Here is a 19,571-nt window from a genome sequence, read left to right on the forward strand (position 1 = left end):
GTCTCGTCGTTTATCGTTTTTATTCTATCGCTTGATATTACACGGCAATTGTAAAAACAAGCGTGTCCGTTTATGCTCTTAAACATGTCCATTTATGCTATTTAAACGATGTCACGTCAACACATATCGAGAATCAATGATGTCTTGTTCCATATTCACCAAGACATCAGTCAGCCTTTGTCTGCCAAAGAGTTATCTGAGATAGCGGCCTATTCAGAACAGCACTTTCATCGCACCTTTAAAAGCGTGGTCGGGGAGTCGTTGCATCAATATATCCGACGCACTCGAATGGAGTATGCGGCCAACCAATTGATGTTCGATACCAGTTCGTCTGTGGTTGAGATCGCCCATAAATGTGGCTTTAGTTCTGTGTCTTCGTTTAGTCGAGCATTTAAAGCGACCTTTAATATGTCGCCCGGAGAATGGCGTAAACACGATTTACAAGTAGCAGAAAAACCCTATTTGAAAGATCCCGAAGTGGCGGCGGGCTATTTGAATGTGGCGCAGCGAGTATTGCCCGAACCTAAGATCGTTGAAGTGCCTGAACGCATGGCGGCCTACGTTCGACATACGGGCTATAACCGATCCATTCGTAATGCTTGGTTGATATTGAAAGCGTGGGCGAATTCAGAACAGCGTGATTTTTCGAGTCAATTTGGTTTGCATCACTCAAACCCTGCTTGGGTTGAAATGGATCAGTGTCGTTATGTGGCGTGTATCGCGATTGATGAACCGATTAAGTATCGCAGTGTCGTGAACCAGATGGTGATTCCGGGCGGCTTACACGCTGTGTTTCGACTTAATGGCCGCTATGGTGAGCTGCTACCACAGATCAGTATGGTGTTAGAAAAGTGGCTACCCACATCTGGTTTCAAACAGCGCTCGACTCCTGCGTATGTGCATTATCATCAGAATCACTTTCTTAATAGTGATGAAATATTCGAGCTCGATTTCTACCTTCCCGTGAGTTTTTACTAAGCCTTTACTAGTCTAACCATTGAGTTGGCGCAGTAATTGGTTTTGTTGTGTTTTGTCGAGCGTGGCTTTACTCATTTGTTGTGGCTAATTTGCTTGCTCAATGACAGAAAGGCGTCTTATGTTGATGGTGCGATGGGAGAGAAGCTTGTTGATAATCTACTCTAAGTAAATGATGACAACGTACGGATTAAACGATAGCATCCCGCTCTAATTGCAAATAGTTCTTAATATCACCCGCTAGAATATATGACCATTACCCACAAAGATTATCTGAAAATTGCCTTCCCTTTCATCATCTCAACGGTGACACAGCCTCTGCTAGGTGCGGTGGATACCGCTGTTATTGGCCAACTTGGTATTGCTGAACTGATTGGTGGCGTGGCGATCGGCACCATCATTATGAACACCATGTATTGGTTGTTTGGCTTTTTCCGTGTTAGTACCACGGGGCAAAGTGCGATGGCACTGGGCAAGGGAAATCGCTCTGATTTGGCGGGTAGTTTGATGCGTCCGTTTGTGCTGTCTGGTTTGGTGGGTTTGATCTTTATCTTGATACAGCCACTCATCTGGCAAGGTGCAATGTGGGTGATAGAGCCTAAAACCAATGTGGCCGAGCACGCGCATATCTACTTCAGTATTTTGATTTATGGCGCGCCTTTTGTGTTGCTCAACTACACCATTATTGGTTGGTTAATGGGGCAGGCGAACGCCAAAGAAGTTCTTTATACACAAGTGTTTGGTAACGTGTTGAACATTGTTTTAGATGCGGTGTTTGTACTCTATTTCGATCTGGGTGTAGCAGGTGTGGCTTACGCAAGTTTGATTGCACAAGTTACCACCTTTGCGATTGGTGTGACCTTGGTGATGAAGACCAGCAATATTTCGATCTCTGAGTTCTTGCAAGGCTCGAAGATGACCAAGAAAGACCTATCGACAATCATCTCATCGAATACTGATTTATTGCTTCGTACCATTTGTATCTTGGTGTTCTTCAACATGATGGCGCGTACTGGCTCTAAACTGGGTACGGATGTTCTAGCGGCTAACGCGATCTTGATGCAGGTGACCTTCATAGTCAGCTATATGTTTGATGGTATTGCCAACGCATCGAGTGTGTTTGCAGGTAAGGCGGTAGGTCAGAAGAACCCTTCAATGTTGGATCGTGTTTTAAGACTTAACTTCCAATGGACGGCCGGTTTTATTGCTGCGCTGACGCTGTTGACCTTGGTATTTAAAGACAGCATTGTTTTCTTGTTTACCGATATTCCAGCGCTAGTCGCTCTATATCAAGAGATGGCTCCGTGGTTAATTGTGTTCCCGCTAGTGGCTGGCTTTGGCTTAACGGTTTACGGCATCTTTACCGGAACGGGAACCACGCGTCCGGTTAGAGACTCAAGCATCGCGACTTTGTTGGTATTCTTAGCGGTACAGGCATTCACCATCGATATTTGGGGCAATCATGGTTTGTGGTTGGCGTTTACCTTGTTTTATCTTGGACGTATTGCCTTCTTGTATCCGTTCATCGCACAAGTTAAGCAGAAGTGTTACCCAGTCGAAGATGCCGCTCAGGGTGCCATTAACTAAGTAACCTAATCACCACCTGTAATACTTTATGAAAGCGCTTTACTATTTTTACACGATAAATTTAGACAGCGCTTTTTTGTACCTGTAAAAATCACCTCGAAAGGTCAACACGCCCTAATAAAAATTGGTCAATCGAACAGCAAATAAAATACGATACAGTTCAATGTTCTCTTTTCATCATGTCGGCTAAATGATAGAGTTGTTATGTTATAACATTTATATATGAGTATCTGCGTGAACGCCCCACTTTTGTCTGTTGACCACCTAACGATCAAAACCTCTTCGAGAACCCTTTTCCAAGATATCCACTTCGATGTTTATCGCGGTGAGCTGTTGGCGATCATGGGTCCTTCAGGCATTGGTAAGTCGATGCTTTCTCGCGCTATTGCGGGGTTTCTGCCAGAGACGGTTGAAGTTGAAGGTCATATTTCTCTATCTGGTGAAGCGGTGTGTGGTTTACCTATGTTGCAAAGAACTGCAGCACAGCGCCCCGCAGTTATCTTCCAAGATTCGCTTCAAGCGTTAAATCCTCTAGTTTCAATAGAAGGCCAACTCAGCCTTGCCTTGACGGGAACTCGCACCAAGCTTAAATCAAAAGACAAAATCAAAATTACCGAGTTGCTGATTCAACTTGGTTTTCCTAATCCAGAAACCATCTTGCGGTTGTACCCGAGCCAAATTTCGGGCGGGCAACGCCAACGTGTGTGTATTGCGATTGGCTTGCTGAGTAACGCCGATATTATCATCGCCGATGAACCAACCAGTGCGTTAGATCCGGTGACAGAGCAAGAGATACTTAAGCTGATTCGACACAATGTTAAACAGCGTCAAATTGGTGGTTTACTCATCACCCATGACCTGCATAGCGCGTTGGCGTGTGACAAGCTGTTGGTCATCGATGATGGTGGTGTGGTGGCTTACGGTGCACCAAAGCACGCGCTTGAGTCGAGTTCCCATGCGTTTTGTTGTTCATTGAGAGACTTAATCGAATGAGCTCTACCTTACCACTAAACTCAGAAGCCTCGCCATTAATGCCAGTGACTGATTCAGAAACACAAACATCGACAGAGATTAAGTTCGACAATGTGAGTGTTCACTACTATTCCGTACCAAGTTGGTTGGGTGGAAAGGCGTTTAAAGCGCTACAGAACATTGACCTTAAGGTTGAAGACAAAAGCTTAGCGATTGTTGGGCGTTCTGGTGCGGGGAAATCAACGTTGATTGAACTGCTATTTGGCCTTAAATCGCCAACCGTTGGTCAAATAAACTTGTTCGGTTATTCGCTCCCAATTCGCGATAGCAAAGCGCAAGCAACGGTGTGCCGTTTGATTCAATTGGTGCCACAAGAGCCCCACACTAGCCTCAACCCTTACTATACCGTTCGACAGATTTTAGCCGAACCGCTAAGCAACTTAGATGTTTCGGGTAATCATGAAGCCATCATTGAAGAAGCGCTTTCAGACGTTGGATTGCCTGCCAGTCTGCTCTTACTGAAACCTAATCAGCTTTCTACAGGTCAAGCTCAACGTGTGGCTATTGCTCGGGCTCTTGTCGTTAGACCCGCAGTGCTGGTGGCCGATGAGCCTACTGCCAGCCTTGACCCGGTGAATCGCCAAAGGTTGTTGGACTTGATTAATTCATTGAAAAAGAAGCGTGATATGCGCCTTATTTTGGTTACGCATGATCTCGGTGCGGCAAAAGCCCTTTGTGAAGAAATACTGGTACTCGACCATGGTGAAATGGTCGAGCACGGACCGACCGATCAAGTGATGAGTAAACCTGCTCATCCTGCGACTCAGATGCTGATCGAGTCTCAGCCTCTTTCGAAATCTACTTGTTAAACACAACCTTATTTATTAAAAAAATACAGCTACAGAGAAAAAATAATTATGCGTTTTAATTCAATCAAACTGGCTTGCGCGCTTGCGTTGGCTCTGCCTTTGACGGGCTGTTTTGACTCTCAACCAGGGTCTAGCGATGCCGCAGTAAAATCTGAAATTCGAGTTGCGATGATGCAACCACCAAGAACGGGTTTATCGCCACTTTCTGATGACGCTTTTAAGTTATCTCGTTGGAGCACAGCAGAAACTCTGGTTAACCTGAGCCCAACCTCAGAAGCACAACCTATGTTGGCAACGGATTGGAAACATCTTGATCCTCTGACTTGGCAGTTCACGATTCGCCAAGGCGTTAAATTCCATGATGGTTCGACATTAACGGCAAACTCTGTAGTGAACTCTCTACAAAAAGCGCTTGAAGCAGCACCTAAGCCGCGCATCCTAGATGGCGTAGAGCTAGAAGTGAAAGCGATGGACAACTACCGTATAGAGATTAAAACCAGCTTTGATGACCCTCTTTTACCAAGCCGTTTATCAAGCCCTCAATTAGCGATTCTTGCAGCAAGTGCTTATCAAGAAGATGGCCGTGTTAGTCCAATTGGCGCAGGTACTGGCCCGTTTGAGTTGACTGAAATAAACGGCACAACCAGCGCGAAACTGAAACGTTTTGATGGCTACTGGGGCGAAAAAGCGCAAGTTGAATCTGTAATTGCAGAATACGTTCCTAATGGTTTTGCTCGCGCTGCAGCGTTGAGAACCGGCACGGCTGACGTCGTTGAAGCGGTACCCGTTTCACAAATCGCGACTATTGATCCGAACCTACTTTACGAAGTGGCAATGCCTCGTACTAATACGCTTTACCTGAACAACAAGTCAGGCGTATTTAGCGATATTGAACTGCGTAAGGTAGCGGCAGCTGCAGTAGACCGTGAGCAGATCGTGAATACTGTTTATGAAAACCACGCGGATATCGCGCAAGGCCTATTAGGTCCTGCACTTGCTTGGGCTGAGCCGATTCGACCTGAAGGTCAGACTGTAGACAAAACGCTAAAAGCAAACGGTGAAAGCATTGTTATCGGTACCTTTACCGACCGTGCAGAGCTTCCAGAAGTGGCAGCGCTACTGAAGCAACAACTTGAAGCGGCTGGTTTCAAGGTTGAGCTGGATATTCGTGAATACGCTCAGATCGAGAACGATGCGCTATCTGGTAAGTTCGACGCGTTTATCCTTTCTCGTGCAACGGTTCTAGATTCGGGTGACCCAGTGGCTTACATGATGAGCGACTTTGGTTGTAAGGGTTCATTCAACCTTGGCCAGTTCTGTTCTCAAGAGGTAGATAAAGCACTGAATCACGCTGACCTACAACCGCTAGGTGCGCTGCGTCACCAAGCGATCATCGAAGCGGAACAAAAAATCCTTAACGATTTCGCGGCTATCCCGCTGCTTCACGAACGTGTGATTCAAGGTGAAAGTGAGCGTGTAAGCAATGTCGTTCGTGACCCAAGTGAACGTCGCTTGGTTGATCAAACTACACAGGTCAAAAAAGCGACACAAGTTAACCCGGCAACACAGGCTAACTAAATAAATGTTATCTGCTGAGACTCTGCGTCGAACTCTATTTATCTTGACGCCTTGGCTATCAAGAATCGCCTCACTGATTGTGGTGGTGATTCTTGTTGGTTTGATGCCTGACATTGCAGGCATCGATCCAAGCCAATCTATTCTGCGGGCTAGGGCGGGGCAACAACACCTGCTTACGCCTGAAGCTTTAGCGGCGGTACGTGCTGATCTTCAGCTGGATCGTTCAGCCATTGAGCGCCTGATCGACTGGGTAGGAAGTGCTTTTTCAGGTGATCTAGGTAAATCATGGATTGATGGTTCCTCGGTTGCATTAAGCATTCAAAAAACAGCATCTACGTCTCTGTTTTTGATGTCTAGCGCACTTGTGATGACTTTCGTACTGTGTGGTGCAGGCTTACTGGCTACCTTACGCAGTTGGAAGAAGGGCAAACTGGGGCAGAGTTACAGCAGTTTAAGCACCGTATTAATATCGTTGCCAGAGTATGTGGTGGCCTCGGTATTAATATTGGTGTTCTCTATCTGGTTAGGTTGGCTACCACCGTATGGTTGGCAAGGTTGGCAAGACATATGGCTACCGAGTTTAGCGCTCGCACTGCCCGCAAGTGGCTTGTTTAGTCGCCTACTCAGAGACAGTTTACAACGCGTTCTCAATGAACCTTGGGTGATCACTTGGCTCAGTGCCAACGTTCATTCCAATCAAATTATTCGCTTTGCGCTGAAAAGAGCGCTGAGCAGTCTGATCCCGCAAATCGCGATGATCGTGATTGGCTTAACTGGTGGCGCAGTCGCGGTTGAGCTTATCTTTTCGATCCCTGGCATCGGGCGCATGATTCTTGGTGCAGCCAAGGCGCAAGACTTACCAACGCTGCAAGGCGGCTTATTGGTGTTGCTGCTATTTTCAATTGCCGTGAGCAGCATGAGTTTGTTTGTTCAGCAATTGATTCTTGGCCACAGCCTGAAAAGCGGCAAACTCATCAGTAGCCACTCTTCGTTTCGTTTTACCCAGAACCGCGCTAAACGTGTCACTGCTTTTGCGATCTTCTCTTTCCTAATTGCTATCGTAGTTTGGGCAGCATTTCGTGACCCATACACTAGCCAGTTTGCACGCTTAGCATCGCCGAGCTGGCAAGCACCTTTGGGAGCGGATGGCATTGGCCGAGATCTACTGGCGAGAATCGGTTCTGGTATGGTTGCAACCTTCCAAGCCGGTATATTGGCAACGTTCTTGAGCTTGGTGACGGGCATCATCATGGGTTTCAACACCCGCTTTAGCCAAGGCCTTATCGAGATCACTAAGGGTATCCCATACATCATTGCAGGCTTGCTTGTTGCAGGTTTAACGGGGATGAATCCGAACAGCGCCTTAATCGCGATTGTATTGGTGTCGTGGGCGCCGCTAGCTGCACACTGCTCAAGCTTGATCGTAGAAGCTAAGGCGCAACCTTATACGCACCTCGCGCCACTATGGGGCACCAGTAAGCTTAGAATCTTCCGTTTCTACTTGCTTCCGTATGTGTTGCCACCGTTGTTAAGACACGCGATGTTGAGGCTACCGGTTATCACTCTAAGTCTGACCTCGCTAAGCTTCATCGGATTGGGGGCTAAGCCACCGACACCTGAATGGGGTTTGATGATCGCAGAGAACCTTCCATACATTGAGCGCGCGCCATTAGCAGTCATGGGGCCAATTGTTGGGCTGATCTTGTTGGGTGCAGCCATTAACATGATGTTTGATGACTAACGAAAAGAGCCGGTCGCTGAGGTTTCTAAATTGACGATTCGATTGGGTATTCGATTTAGTATTTATGATGTAACCTTAGCCCTGCTTTTAGAGACGCTTTTTGATCGGCTCAAAAGTTACACAGACCCTAGTTAAGTGTTAAGGATTCAACATGTATCTCGTTTTGTATTGCCACAATATTGGTATGACCGACTTTTCCTTCTTTGAAACGGAAGATTTCGATAAAGAAGATGGCTATATCGTGCGAGGTAAATGGCCGAACGAGAAAGCGTTCCGTGATTACTTAACCAAAGAGTTTGGTGACATGAGCGAGTTCCAAGTGATCGACTTAATCGCCAAAGGTGCAGAAGCAGAACACTACTCGCCAGAAGAGTTGGTGTGCCTAGCTCAGTAGCCGTTAGTTCAGTAATATCTAGCTCGGTAATACGGTTTAAATCGAATAAACAAATGGCAGCCGGATTGGGCTGCCATTTTTCGTTTTAAGCTAGAGCACGTTGCTCGCAGTATGAGTGGAGCTACTGCGCGACTTCGTCCACCAAGTACAAGATTGATTGATACGGAATGCCACTGTGGTGCGATAAACCGATCTCACAGGTTCGGCTGTTACTGAAGCCACGAGTACAGTTGCTCGGAACTTGTTCCTTGAGTGGATGCACAGCTGCCTCATTCAACTCTGGCGTAGTAAAGCCTTTGTCACCCGCCCAACCACAACATTGGATATGCTCAGGAACGATGACCTCTTCGGTACAGGCTTTAGCAAGGTTTAACATCGCACCTTCTAAGCCCATACGACGAGAGCTACAGGTGACATGCAGCATTACGGTTTCTTGCAGCGGCTCAAGTGTCAGGTGCTCAAGCAAGTATTGGTTCACAAACCCTGTCGGCTCTAGCACTTCTAATGGCTTGGTGAACTGTTCAATACTGCGTTTGGCACATGGGCTGGTGTCCATCAATACTGGGTATTCACCCTGACGACTGGCTTGCCACAACACTTCTTCGAGTTGTTGCGCTTTCGATTGGGCTAAGTCGGTCATACCTTTGCTGTCGTAAGGCATCCCGCAACATTGGTCATCTAGCTTCTTCGGTAGAATCACCTCGAATCCTGCTTTTTTAAGCAGAGACATGGTCACTTCAGTTAGAGGACGTTGGTCGCCCGCATCGCTTTGTTGCCCCATGGTTCGACTGGCACAGGAAGGGAGGTAAACCACCTTCTTATGATTGCTTGAAGATTCTGCCGTCACGGGTGATGAGGTTGGCGAGTGACTATTGGATTGCGGCATCTCAGGCATCCAAACCGGTGTCGCGCCTTTAGTCATTGAGCGCAAGCCATTGGTTAGCTTGCCGACTGTATTCGCACCTAGAACCTTACTCGCTACTTGATTAGTTTTGAGGCCAGCCTTAGTCAGCTTGGTGGTGGTCGAGAAGTGCTCCGCTGTCCACTTAGCAATTGGTGTGAACTTCTCATATTTGGCGATACGAAGCTTCTTCACTAAATCGCCAGTGTTGATGCCCACTGGGCAACGCTCCGCACATAGGCCTGTTGCAGCGCAGGTATCAATGCCTTGGTATTCAAACGTCTTCTCTAGCTCGCTTGCTTCTATCTCTTCTCCTGCCGCACGGCGGCGTTGTAGCTCGCGATATAAAACAATACGTTGGCGAGGTGATAAAGTCAGCGTGCGAGAAGGGCAAACAGGTTCACAGAAGCCACACTCAATACAGCGGTCGACTAGATCATCGGCAGCAGGCATCGGCTTCAGGTTTGTGATGTGGGAGTTTGGATTGTCGTTGATGATAACGCCGGGGTTAAGCAGCCTTTCTGGGTCGAACAGTGCTTTGATCTGTTGCATTAAGGCGTAGCCATCTTTGCCCCATTCTAATTCAACATAAGGTGCCATGTTTCGGCCCGTGCCGTGTTCCGCTTTCAAAGAGCCTTGGTATTTCACCGCGACTAGCTCGGCAACGTCGTCCATGAAACCGCCGTAACGGTCGATCTCTTCTTGGCTATCGAAGCCTTGGGTAAACACAAAGTGCAGGTTGCCTTCGAGTGCATGGCCGAAAATGATCGCCTCGCTGTAGTCGTATTTATCGAACAGCTCTTGCAGCTCTCGAATGCCGTTAGCGAGGTTTTCAACAGGGAAAGCAACGTCTTCAATGATGACTGTAGTGCCGACTTCACGCACTGCGCCAACTGCTGGGAACATGCCTTTTCGGATGCCCCACAGAGTCGCGACTGTCTTCGGATCGGACGTGAAAGGGACTGATTCAACAATCGTGTAATCAGCCAATGCATCCAAAATTGATTTACATTGTAAATCTAAGTCCTGCTGGGAGCTGGCGTGTGATTCAACCAAAATAGCAGCGGCTTCCAAGTCCAAGCTTGGCATAAATGCTGGCATACCCGGTTTATCAGCCACTGAACGAAGTGCTCTACCATCCATCAACTCAACAGCAGCAACCGGTGTTTTGGATAGCGTAGTCACGGCTTTACTGGCTTGTTCGATGTCGGCAAACACCAGCAGAGCCGAAGCCTTGTTCGGATGTTCGATAACCGTGTTGTAGGTGATCTCTGCGATGAAGCCTAGCGTGCCTTCAGATCCAATCATCAGGTGTTTGATGATCTCAATTGGGTCGTGGTAATCAACTAGAGCATTGAGCGCGTAGCCTGTGGTGTTTTTAAGGCGGTACTTGTGGCGGATTCTGTCTGCGAGTTCTTGATTTGAACTAGTCTGGCGGTGTAAATCAATAATGCCCTCAAACAGGGCTTTGTGTGATTGCTTGAAAGCCTCAACGCTGGCGTTATCTGCTGTATCAAGCAGGGAACCATCACTCAATACGATTTTCATGCTCTCGACGGTGCGATAGGAGTTTTGCGCAGTACCACAACACATACCGCTGGCGTTGTTCGCGGCAATACCGCCAATTTTACAGGTGTTGATAGACGCTGGGTCTGGGCCGATTTTACGTTGGAAAGGGGCGAGGTATTTATTAGCATCGGCACCAATCACACCGGGTTGCAGGATGATCTGATTACCGTTATCGACGATTTCATGGCCGCGCCAGTCGTCGGTTAGAGTGATGAGTACCGAGTCTGAAACGGCTTGTCCTGAAAGGCTTGTGCCAGCGGCACGAAAGGTAAAATGAATACCCAGTTCGCGACAGCTTTGAATGGTGAATATCACTTCGTCTAAGTTTTTCAGCCTTAGAACCATTTTCGGCACCAAGCGATAGAAACTCGCATCGGTGCCGTAAGCCAAGCGCTTTGCCTCTTGCGTGACAATGCGTTCTGTTTCTATTTTTTGAGCCAGTATCGATTCAAGCTGCAGATAAGCTTGTACGTCTACTACTCGCTCATAGGATGTGTTTGTCTCCATCTTTGCTTCCTTGTGCTTCTATTTGGCACTGATCAGGGCGTGTTGACCTTTCGTGGTTAAATTTTGTTCGCATGGGGCCGCCTAGTCAAAAGCGTTTTAATCGCGGCGAGGGGGAAGTAGCCTAGTCACTCTAAGCAAATCCCCCTCAACAAAGAGTAAAACGCTTTTTGCGGGGGCGCCCAGCTCGAACCCTTCGGGCAGCGTTTGCTGGCCATTTCTACTACGTTATCGGCTTCTCATGTAGGCTAGCTACACATCGACGCCTCTGCCTTGTATAAATACCCAGCAACTCGCTGCAAAAATCAGCTCGAAAGATCAACACGCCCTCGTTTTTTATATTATTTTCCAGTGCTTAAACGGTGTCACAACGGCAGTGGAATTGCTGTGACACCGATTGAACTTCAGTCTAAGTAGACCAAAGCATTACAGTGAATCAACGGACTTAATCTAATCCCACCAAAGATTCACGAGTTAAGTCTTTGATTGTCTTGGCGCCTGTCAATGTCATCGCAACGCGCATCTCTTTGTCGTAAAGGTCGAGTAGGTTTTCAACACCTGCTTGTCCTTGTGCCGCTAATGCGTATACGAATGAGCGGCCAAGTAAGGTGCAATCTGCGCCCATCGCCATCATGCGCACTACATCTAAGCCAGTACGAATACCAGAGTCGACCAGAATCTTGGTGTCGCCTTTTACTGCGTCTGCAATTGCAGGCAGTGCTTTGGCACTTGATAGAACACCATCAAGCTGACGACCGCCGTGGTTTGAAACTACGATACCGTCTGCACCAAATCTCACGGCGTCTTTTGCATCTTCTTCATCAAGAATGCCTTTGATGACCATAGGGCCGTCCCAGAAATCACGGATCCACTCTAGATCTTTCCATGAAATTGATGGGTCAAAGTTGTCGCCCAACCAACCGATGTAGTCTTCCAGTTTGGTTGGAGAGCCGCGGTAAGTAGAGATGTTGCCAAGATCGTGAGGCTTACCGAGTAGGCCAACATCAACTGCCCAGCTAGGATGACGCATTGATTGAAATACACGACGCATTGCTGCATTCGGGCCACTCATTCCTGAGTGCATGTCACGGTAGCGAGCGCCGGGTACTGGCATATCCACGGTGAAGACTAGTGTTGTAACGCCAGAGGCTTTTGCGCGTTCAAGAACGTTCTTCATGAAGCCGCGATCTTTTAATACGTAAAGCTGAAACCACATTGGGCGTTCAATCTTAGGTGCCACTTCTTCAATTGGGCACACTGACACGGTCGACATGGTAAAAGGGATGCCTTTGTTGTCGGCGGCTTTGGCTGCTTGTACTTCACCACGTCGTGCGTACATACCTGTTAAACCAACAGGAGCCAGTGCGATTGGCATTGCTAGCTTTTCGCCAAACAACTCGGTTTCCAAATTTAGGTCCGACATGTCATTAAGCACACGCTGCTTGAGCGCGATCTCTGCCAGATCGGCCGTGTTGCGGCGTAGGGTATGTTCTCCGTAAGAACCGCCGTCAATGTAGTGGAAAAGAAACGGTGGCAATTTCGATTTTGCTGCGGCGCGGTAATCAGTCGATGCGGATATGATCATAATTTCAGTCCTAAATTCTTGGGATGTTGCCCTTCTATGAGAGCTTGGTTTGGGCTGCTTTAATTCTTGAAAGTCAGTGTTCGATCTTGCTTAATATTTGAAGCTGTAAACGATAAAACGATAAAACGATAAAACGATAAAACGATAAAACGGGAAAATGGCGTTAATACCCGAGGGTGTTGATGTGTTTCAGTATCCATTCCGAAACTCATCAACTGTCTTATTAGACGGTGTTGCAGTCGGGGAATTGAGTATTAACGCCAAGTGCTTTTGTAACGACTTATGGTTTACATAAGTGCGTCTGTCATTTTGAAGCCGTAGATAACCACTAGGCCGATGATTCCTGTCATCACCAAGTAGTAGAACGTTGGGATGATTGTTTTACGTAGCGTTGCACCTTCACGTCCTAGTAAGCCAACGGTTGCTGATGCCGCTACTACGTTGTGAATCGCAATCATGTTACCTGCTGCTGCCCCAACCGCTTGCAGAGCGACAACCACCGCACTAGAGATAGTCAGAGTTTGTGCCACTTCAAACTGGAATTGGCTGAACATCATGTTTGAAACTGTGTTCGAACCTGCAATGAAGGCACCTAACGCGCCAACCGTTGCACTCAGTGCTGGGAATGCGCCGCCAACTAGGTCAGCTGCAAAGTTCGCAGTCGTTACCGGCATACTTGCCAAATCAGCGCCGTTCACACCAGAGTTAATGAAGATACGTACCATCGGGATGGTGAACACCAACACAAAGCCTGCGCCAATCAGTGTTTTACTTGATTCACCAAAGGCTTTAGCCAGTGGAGCTGCGCTGCGAGATTGCATTAGAACCGCAACCAGCGCGACGAAGACTAAGATGCCGCCCGGTAGATATAGAGGTTGAATCGCTGTGCTTACGCCTGTCTCGCCTAGGATGTTGCTGAACGAAAGGCTCACGCTCTTAAGCAGGCCTTTGAACTCAGGGCTTACACGGCTAGCAACTAGAGTGACAGCAAGCAGCACGTAAGGTGCCCATGCCATCGCCATGCTCATTTTCTTATGGTTTTGATTGTTGTCATCAAGGTCGATTTTCAGAGAACCTAGCCATTCTGCTGGCCACTTGTCTTCGCTTTCAAAATCCCATTTTGATTTTGGTACGAGGAAGCCACGTTTTGCTGCAGTAACCACAATTGCTAGGCCAACCAAACCACCAATCAGTGATGGGAATTCAGCGCCTAGGAAAACACCTGTTAGTGCGTAAGGAATAGTGAAAGCAGCACCTGCGAAAAGTGCGAATGGCAGGATATCTAGACCTTCAGTCCAGCTTTTGTTTTTACCGAAGAAGCGAGTCAGCATCATCGCCATCAATACAGGCATCATTACACCAACAGAAGCGTGAATCAGCGCAACGCTTGACGTGATTTGTTGTAGGTAAGCATCCCATGTTGAGCCATGAGCAATCAGGCTTTCACCGATGTTGTGCGTGTCCAAACCTTTGTTCACACCAACGATGATAGGTGTACCAACCGCGCCGAATGATACTGGCGTAGATTGGATCATCATGCCCATCAGTACCGCAGCAAGCGCAGGGAAGCCGATAGCAACCAGCAGTGGTGCAGCGATGGCAGCAGGTGTGCCGAAGCCAGATGCGCCCTCAATGAATGAACCGAAACACCAAGCAATGATGATTGCCTGAACACGACGGTCAGCGGATATATCAGTGAATCCATTACGGATAGTGGTGATGGCTCCGGTGTGTTTCAAAGTGTTTAATAAGAAGATGGCGCCGAACACAATCCAGAGAACCGACACGGTAATGCCGAAGCCTTGGAATACAGAAGCCAGCACGCGAGTGCCAGACATGTCCCAAGCAAGTAGGGCGATAGCAACGGTTAAGGCAAATGCCACAGGCATCGCTTTTTTTGCTGGCCAGTTAAGACCAACCAGCAGAATCGCTGCAACAACTATTGGTGAAAATGCCAATAGGGCTAGTAGAGTTTCACTCATGGGTACTTCCTCGTACTGTTTTCAAACGTTCATGTTTGAAGTAAAGATCACGTTATGGTTTGTCATTATTTGAATCGCTTTGGCCTCTAAACGGGAACCTTCTTTGGGCGACTCTTGTAATTGGAATGACTGTTTTTGTAATTGTTTTGTTAATTTGGCGTGAATTTACCCCTTTATTTTTTATTGATATAGGGAAATAATGAAAATAATTAATTCCAAAATTGGCATAATCAGATGCGAGCAGACGATTTGATCCTGTTTTCACAGGTGGTAGAACTGGGCAGTTTCAGTAAAGTGGCAGAGCAAAATAACCTTACAAATTCGGTAGTTAGTAAAAGAATTGCGCGTTTAGAGGAAGAGATCGGCGTGCAATTATTATATCGAACCACGCGTAAATTGACCCTGACTGAGGCGGGTAAGGCAATGTTACACGGGGCCAAAAATGTGAAGCAGGCAGCTCAAGAGGCTATGGACGCAGTTTCAGGCTTTGGTGAAAATGTCAGTGGTCATATCAAAATGTCAGTGCCTACTATCTCCGGAGATTTGATTCTCGCAGACGCGGTGGCTGAGTTTTGTAATATGCACCCAGGTTTAACGGTCGATATGTCTCTGAACAATCGCTTTGTCGACTTGGTTGAGGATGGTCTCGACTTGGTGATTCGAACCGGCTACTTGGAAGATTCAAGCCTCATTGCTCGTCATATATTGGATTCACAATGGGTGGTGTGCGCTTCGCCGTCTTATATCGCTAAGAACGGTAAGCCGATGCTACCTAAAGACTTAGTGCAACATAACTGTCTGCAATACGCGTATCAAACAACGGGTGCCAGTGAATGGCAGTTCCTGCATAGTAAAGACGGATGTACTGACAACGACAAATACATAGTGCGTGTCTCGGGTTCATTTTCTACCGATAACGCCACGGCACTTCGTAAAGCTGCGTTGGGCGGCCATGGTGTGGCGTACGTGCCACGTTGTCTGGTGTATCACGATATTCGCAACGGCCAGCTGGTGGACATCTTCCCTGATTTAGTCGGTAAAAAGCTGGGTATTTATGCGGTGTACCCCTTTACGCGCCAGCCACCGAACAAGATTAAGTTATTGATTGAACACATCAGAACCCGTTACCTGACGATTTCACATTATTTTTAATAAGGATCACGATGAGCTATCTAAAAGAGTATCCAGTCACCAACAAACAGATCGTCAGCGATGACTATTTTGGCCAGATAATCGAAGACCCGTATCGTTGGTTAGAAGATGATAGAAGTGACGAGACCGCGCAGTGGGTAGCGAGTCAAAATGAGGTCACGTTTGATTACCTTGCTCAAATTCCGTATCGCGCTGAACTGCGAGAGCGATTGGCGAAAGCGCAAGACTACAAAAAGAGCTCGCAGCCGTTTGTGCGAGGTGATTACACCTATTTCTATAAGAACGATGGCCTGCAGAATCACAGTATTCTCTATCGTCAGAAAGAGGGGCAGCAGGTTGAAGTCTTCTTAGACCCGAATACCTTCTCGGAAGACGGCACCACATCTCTAGGCTCGGTGTCGTTTTCTAAAGACTACAGCTTAGTGGCGTACAGCATTTCTGAAGGTGGTAGCGACTGGCGCAAGATCTTCGTTATTGATACCGAGACTAAACAGCAGCTTGAAGCCGAAATCACTGACGCTAAATTTACTGGTATTTCTTGGTTGGGTAATCGCGGCTTTTATTACTCTAGCTATGACAAGCCAGACGGCAGCCAGCTTTCGGCACGTACCGAGCAACACAAGCTTTACTTCCATGAGTTGGGAACAGAGCAAGCTAGCGACAAGGTAATTTTTGGTGAGAGCGACGCTGAACAACACCGTTATGTGTCGGGCTACACCACGGAAGACGATCGTTACTTAATTATTCTTGGGAAAGAGTCGACATCAGGTAACAGACTGTTCTATATCGATTTAGGTTCAGAGTCGCAATCGCTGAATACGCTGATTGATCATGTGGATAGCGACACTTACCTCATCGATAACCAAGACCAAGTCTTCATCTTATACACCAACTTAGATGCGCCAAACGGCACGGTGGTGAGCTTTGATACTCGCGATGGACAGTGGCTTGATATCATCCCTGAGAAGCCACAGCCATTGGACATCAGCACTGGTGGTGGTTACTTGTTTGCTCATTACATGGTCGATGTGGTGTCTAAAATCGATCAGCTTGATTACCAAGGTAACTTAGTTCGAGAACTTCACATGCCTGGGATGGGAACGGCCAGTGGCTTAGGTGGTAAAAAAGAGCAAACCCAGCTTTATTACACCTTTACCAATTATGTCACGCCGCCAACGATTTTCTCATTCGATGTCGAAACTGGCAGTTCTGAAATCTATCAGCGATCTGAGTCACCGTTTGAATCGGATAAATTTGAGTCTAAACAGGTCTTCTATACCTCAAAAGATGGTACACAGATTCCGATGCTTATCTCTTATAAGAAGGGATTAAAATTAGACGGTAGTAACCCAACCATTTTGTACGCTTATGGCGGCTTTAACGTGAGCCTAACCCCTTCTTTCTCGGGTACGGTTGGCAGTTGGTTAGAACTGGGTGGTGTGTATGCCGTGCCGAACCTGCGTGGTGGTGGTGAATACGGTAAGGCATGGCACAAAGCGGGTACGCAACAACAAAAGCAGAATGTGTTTGACGACTTCATTGCCGCAGCGGAATTTTTAATCGAAGAAAACTACACCAGCAGTGATACGTTAGCGATCCGCGGCGGTTCTAACGGAGGTTTGCTAGTAGGCGCTTGCATGACACAAAGGCCTGAGCTGTTCCAAGTGGCTCTGCCTGCCGTTGGGGTGTTGGACATGTTGCGTTACCACACCTTCACGTCTGGTGAGGGCTGGGCGTACGACTACGGCACATCAGCACAAAACAAAGAGATGTTTGAATACTTACTTGGCTATTCTCCCGTTCACAATGTGGTACGTGGCGTTGATTATCCGGCGACTCTTGTTACGACGGCTGACCATGATGACCGCGTGGTGCCTGCTCACTCTTATAAGTTCATTTCAGAGCTGCAAGATAAGCATGAAGGTGGCGCGCCCGTGATGATTCGTATTGATGTTAATGCGGGCCATGGCGCTGGAATGCCGCTGAGTAAAGCGATCGATCTCACCGCCGATATCTATGCATTTACTCTGTTCAATATGGGGATTGAGTCTCTAGATTCACTTTAGCGAATGCTTGATTCTAGATAACGGGGTATTTTACTCAGACCAAAAAGCCTCAAAATCTGCCTTAGATTTTGAGGCTTTTCATATATATGAAAACCAATCAAAGCTGCACCATATTCCCCTCACTTTCACACACTGTTTTCCGTGATAGCCGCCACCATTACTGATGAAATGAAAGCGATTTCAAGCTGACATTTCACGGATGTTTGTTCATAACTTATTGATCTAAATGCAGTAGTTTTCTCCGTGAATTTTCTAAAGGTTTCATGACATTTAAGCTGATTTATCAGTGTGAACAGCGACCAACTTTTCAACGCTTTCATTGCTTAATATTTCCCTGTTCGATGAAAACTCAAAAAAATAATAGGGAATTACAATGCAAAAATTTAAGCTTTTGCCAATAACAGTCGCAGTGGCGGCGTCGCTTGCTTCACTCTCTTCTTTTGCTGATGATACTGATATAGAAGCATTAGAAAAACGAATTCAAGAGTTAGAATCTAAGGTTGTGGATATTGATTATGTTAACGATCAACAGCCCGCTGTCCTAACTGCAGAAACTAAGGTGCCAGAAGGCATCGTCTTCTCTGGTTATGCTCGTTACGGCGCTCACTACAAGAGCGGTGATGAGCGTTACGTAGACATCGGTACAACAGGTCGTTCTGTCGGTCGTTTGGGTAACGAAGCCAATGGTGGTGAGGTTCAGTTAGCTAAGCTTTTCCAAGCTGACAACGGCGCGATTTGGGACGTCGTATTCATGGCTGACCACTGGGAGGCAGACGCTTGGGCTGACGACGGCGGCTTGAGCATGAAAAAAATGTACGCTGGTGTAACCAATGTATTTGAAAGCCAACCTGAGCTTTATATGTGGGCTGGTCGCGACTTCCATCAACGTCCGCAACAAGGTTTGAACGATTACTTCTGGATGTCTCACGATGGCCAAGGCGCTGGTTTTAACAACCTAGATTTCGGTGGTGCCAAGCTAGACATGGGCTTTGTTGGCCAAGTGAAAGGCGGCCTCGTTAACGACAACGGTCGATACGCAATCACTTCTAAACTTCACTCAATTAACGCGGGTATCGGTCAACTAGACCTATATGCGAACTATGGTTTTGCTTCAGATGAAGCAGACTCAGACGTAGCGGGTGATCCAAAAGTCAGTGATGAAACGGCATACCTAGTAGGTGCAACATTAGGCTTGGGTGAGTCTAACAAGTTAGTTGTTAAGTACGGTGACGGTGCAGATTCATCAGTATTCGACCTAAAAGGTGACTACCAAACTTTGTACGCAAGTGTGGAAGGTAGCTACGCAGCATCAGACAACTTCATCATCGATTACTTAGTGTCGTACAAAGACAACTCCGGCTCAGACTTAGATCGCGAGAACACGGAATACGCAGGTATCGTTCGTCCCCAATACCAATGGGATGATGTTCACTCTACATGGTTAGAAGCTGGCTACGGCATGGTTGATTACGATGATGACGGTGAAGAGAACGCGTGGAAAGTAACGCTGTCTCAAAACGTTTCTCTAGGTGGCTTACCTTGGAGTCGCCCAATGCTTCGCTTCTACACAACTGTGGGTGATGTAGAAACGAAAGGCAACACAGTGAAGACAACCAATGTTGATACATTGTCGTTCGGCGCAATGTTTGAAGCTTGGTGGTAATCATAAGCTAGTAACAGCGGCTCTTTGAATTAG

General features: G+C 47.1%; 13 protein-coding genes. 10 read left to right on the forward strand and 3 right to left on the reverse strand.

Annotated features, from left to right (window positions below; genetic code table 11):
• The first annotated feature begins 108 nt into the window (after positions 1–108).
• The 7 genes from MSG36_RS02895 (at position 109) to MSG36_RS02925 (ending at position 8,116) form a co-directional block, all read left to right on the forward strand.
• Entirely contained in the window at positions 109–978 is an 870-nt protein-coding gene (locus MSG36_RS02895) for a GyrI-like domain-containing protein (RefSeq protein WP_050620166.1), read from the forward strand.
• Positions 979–1,224: 246 nt separating this feature from the next.
• A complete protein-coding gene (locus tag MSG36_RS02900; protein ID WP_248366132.1) occupies positions 1,225–2,562 on the forward strand; it encodes an MATE family efflux transporter in 1,338 nt (445 codons plus the stop codon).
• A 234-nt stretch (positions 2,563–2,796) separates the two neighbouring features.
• Complete coding sequence (locus tag MSG36_RS02905; RefSeq protein WP_248366134.1) at positions 2,797–3,555, forward strand: ATP-binding cassette domain-containing protein; 759 nt, start codon at positions 2,797–2,799, stop codon at positions 3,553–3,555.
• Complete coding sequence (locus MSG36_RS02910; protein WP_248366136.1) at positions 3,552–4,403, forward strand: ATP-binding cassette domain-containing protein; 852 nt, start codon at positions 3,552–3,554, stop codon at positions 4,401–4,403. Before MSG36_RS02905 ends, MSG36_RS02910 begins: the two co-directional genes overlap by 4 nt.
• 48 nt (positions 4,404–4,451) lie before the next feature.
• Positions 4,452–5,981 (forward strand): ABC transporter substrate-binding protein, encoded by a 1,530-nt coding sequence (locus tag MSG36_RS02915; protein ID WP_248366139.1) that lies wholly within the window; start codon positions 4,452–4,454, stop codon positions 5,979–5,981.
• A gap of 4 nt (positions 5,982–5,985) precedes the next feature.
• A complete protein-coding gene (locus MSG36_RS02920) occupies positions 5,986–7,722 on the forward strand; it encodes an ABC transporter permease subunit (protein WP_248366142.1) in 1,737 nt (578 codons plus the stop codon).
• A gap of 151 nt (positions 7,723–7,873) precedes the next feature.
• Positions 7,874–8,116 (forward strand): hypothetical protein, encoded by a 243-nt coding sequence (locus MSG36_RS02925; RefSeq protein ID WP_248366145.1) that lies wholly within the window; start codon positions 7,874–7,876, stop codon positions 8,114–8,116.
• A 121-nt stretch (positions 8,117–8,237) separates the two neighbouring features.
• On the opposite strand, the gene MSG36_RS02930 is transcribed toward MSG36_RS02925, so the two are convergent.
• The 3 genes from MSG36_RS02930 to MSG36_RS02940 all read right to left on the reverse strand — a co-directional run bounded on the left by MSG36_RS02930 (position 8,238) and on the right by MSG36_RS02940 (position 14,657).
• The gene (locus MSG36_RS02930) at positions 8,238–11,093 is read right to left on the reverse strand and encodes an FAD-binding and (Fe-S)-binding domain-containing protein (RefSeq protein ID WP_248366147.1); all 2,856 of its coding nucleotides are present in this window, start codon (positions 11,091–11,093) and stop codon (positions 8,238–8,240) included.
• A 442-nt stretch (positions 11,094–11,535) separates the two neighbouring features.
• A complete protein-coding gene (gene lldD, locus MSG36_RS02935) occupies positions 11,536–12,675 on the reverse strand; it encodes an FMN-dependent L-lactate dehydrogenase LldD (RefSeq protein WP_248366149.1) in 1,140 nt (379 codons plus the stop codon).
• Positions 12,676–12,962: 287 nt separating this feature from the next.
• Positions 12,963–14,657 (reverse strand): L-lactate permease, encoded by a 1,695-nt coding sequence (locus MSG36_RS02940; protein ID WP_050620157.1) that lies wholly within the window; start codon positions 14,655–14,657, stop codon positions 12,963–12,965.
• A 234-nt stretch (positions 14,658–14,891) separates the two neighbouring features.
• Here MSG36_RS02940 and MSG36_RS02945 point away from each other — a divergent pair, with 234 nt between their 5' ends.
• The 3 genes from MSG36_RS02945 to MSG36_RS02955 all read left to right on the forward strand — a co-directional run bounded on the left by MSG36_RS02945 (position 14,892) and on the right by MSG36_RS02955 (position 19,538).
• Positions 14,892–15,809, forward strand: coding sequence for a LysR family transcriptional regulator (locus MSG36_RS02945; RefSeq protein ID WP_048611944.1), 918 nt, complete (start codon positions 14,892–14,894; stop codon positions 15,807–15,809).
• Between the two features lie 11 nt (positions 15,810–15,820).
• Positions 15,821–17,875 carry a prolyl oligopeptidase family serine peptidase gene (locus tag MSG36_RS02950; RefSeq protein WP_248366152.1) on the forward strand — a complete coding sequence of 685 codons (2,055 nt, stop codon included), beginning with the start codon at positions 15,821–15,823 and terminating at the stop codon, positions 17,873–17,875.
• Positions 17,876–18,248: 373 nt separating this feature from the next.
• Complete coding sequence (locus MSG36_RS02955; RefSeq protein ID WP_248366153.1) at positions 18,249–19,538, forward strand: carbohydrate porin; 1,290 nt, start codon at positions 18,249–18,251, stop codon at positions 19,536–19,538.
• Positions 19,539–19,571: the final 33 nt, after the last annotated feature.

The sequence above is a fragment of the Vibrio sp. 1CM8B genome (genome assembly GCF_023161685.1).
GTDB lineage: Bacteria > Pseudomonadota > Gammaproteobacteria > Enterobacterales > Vibrionaceae > Vibrio > Vibrio coralliirubri.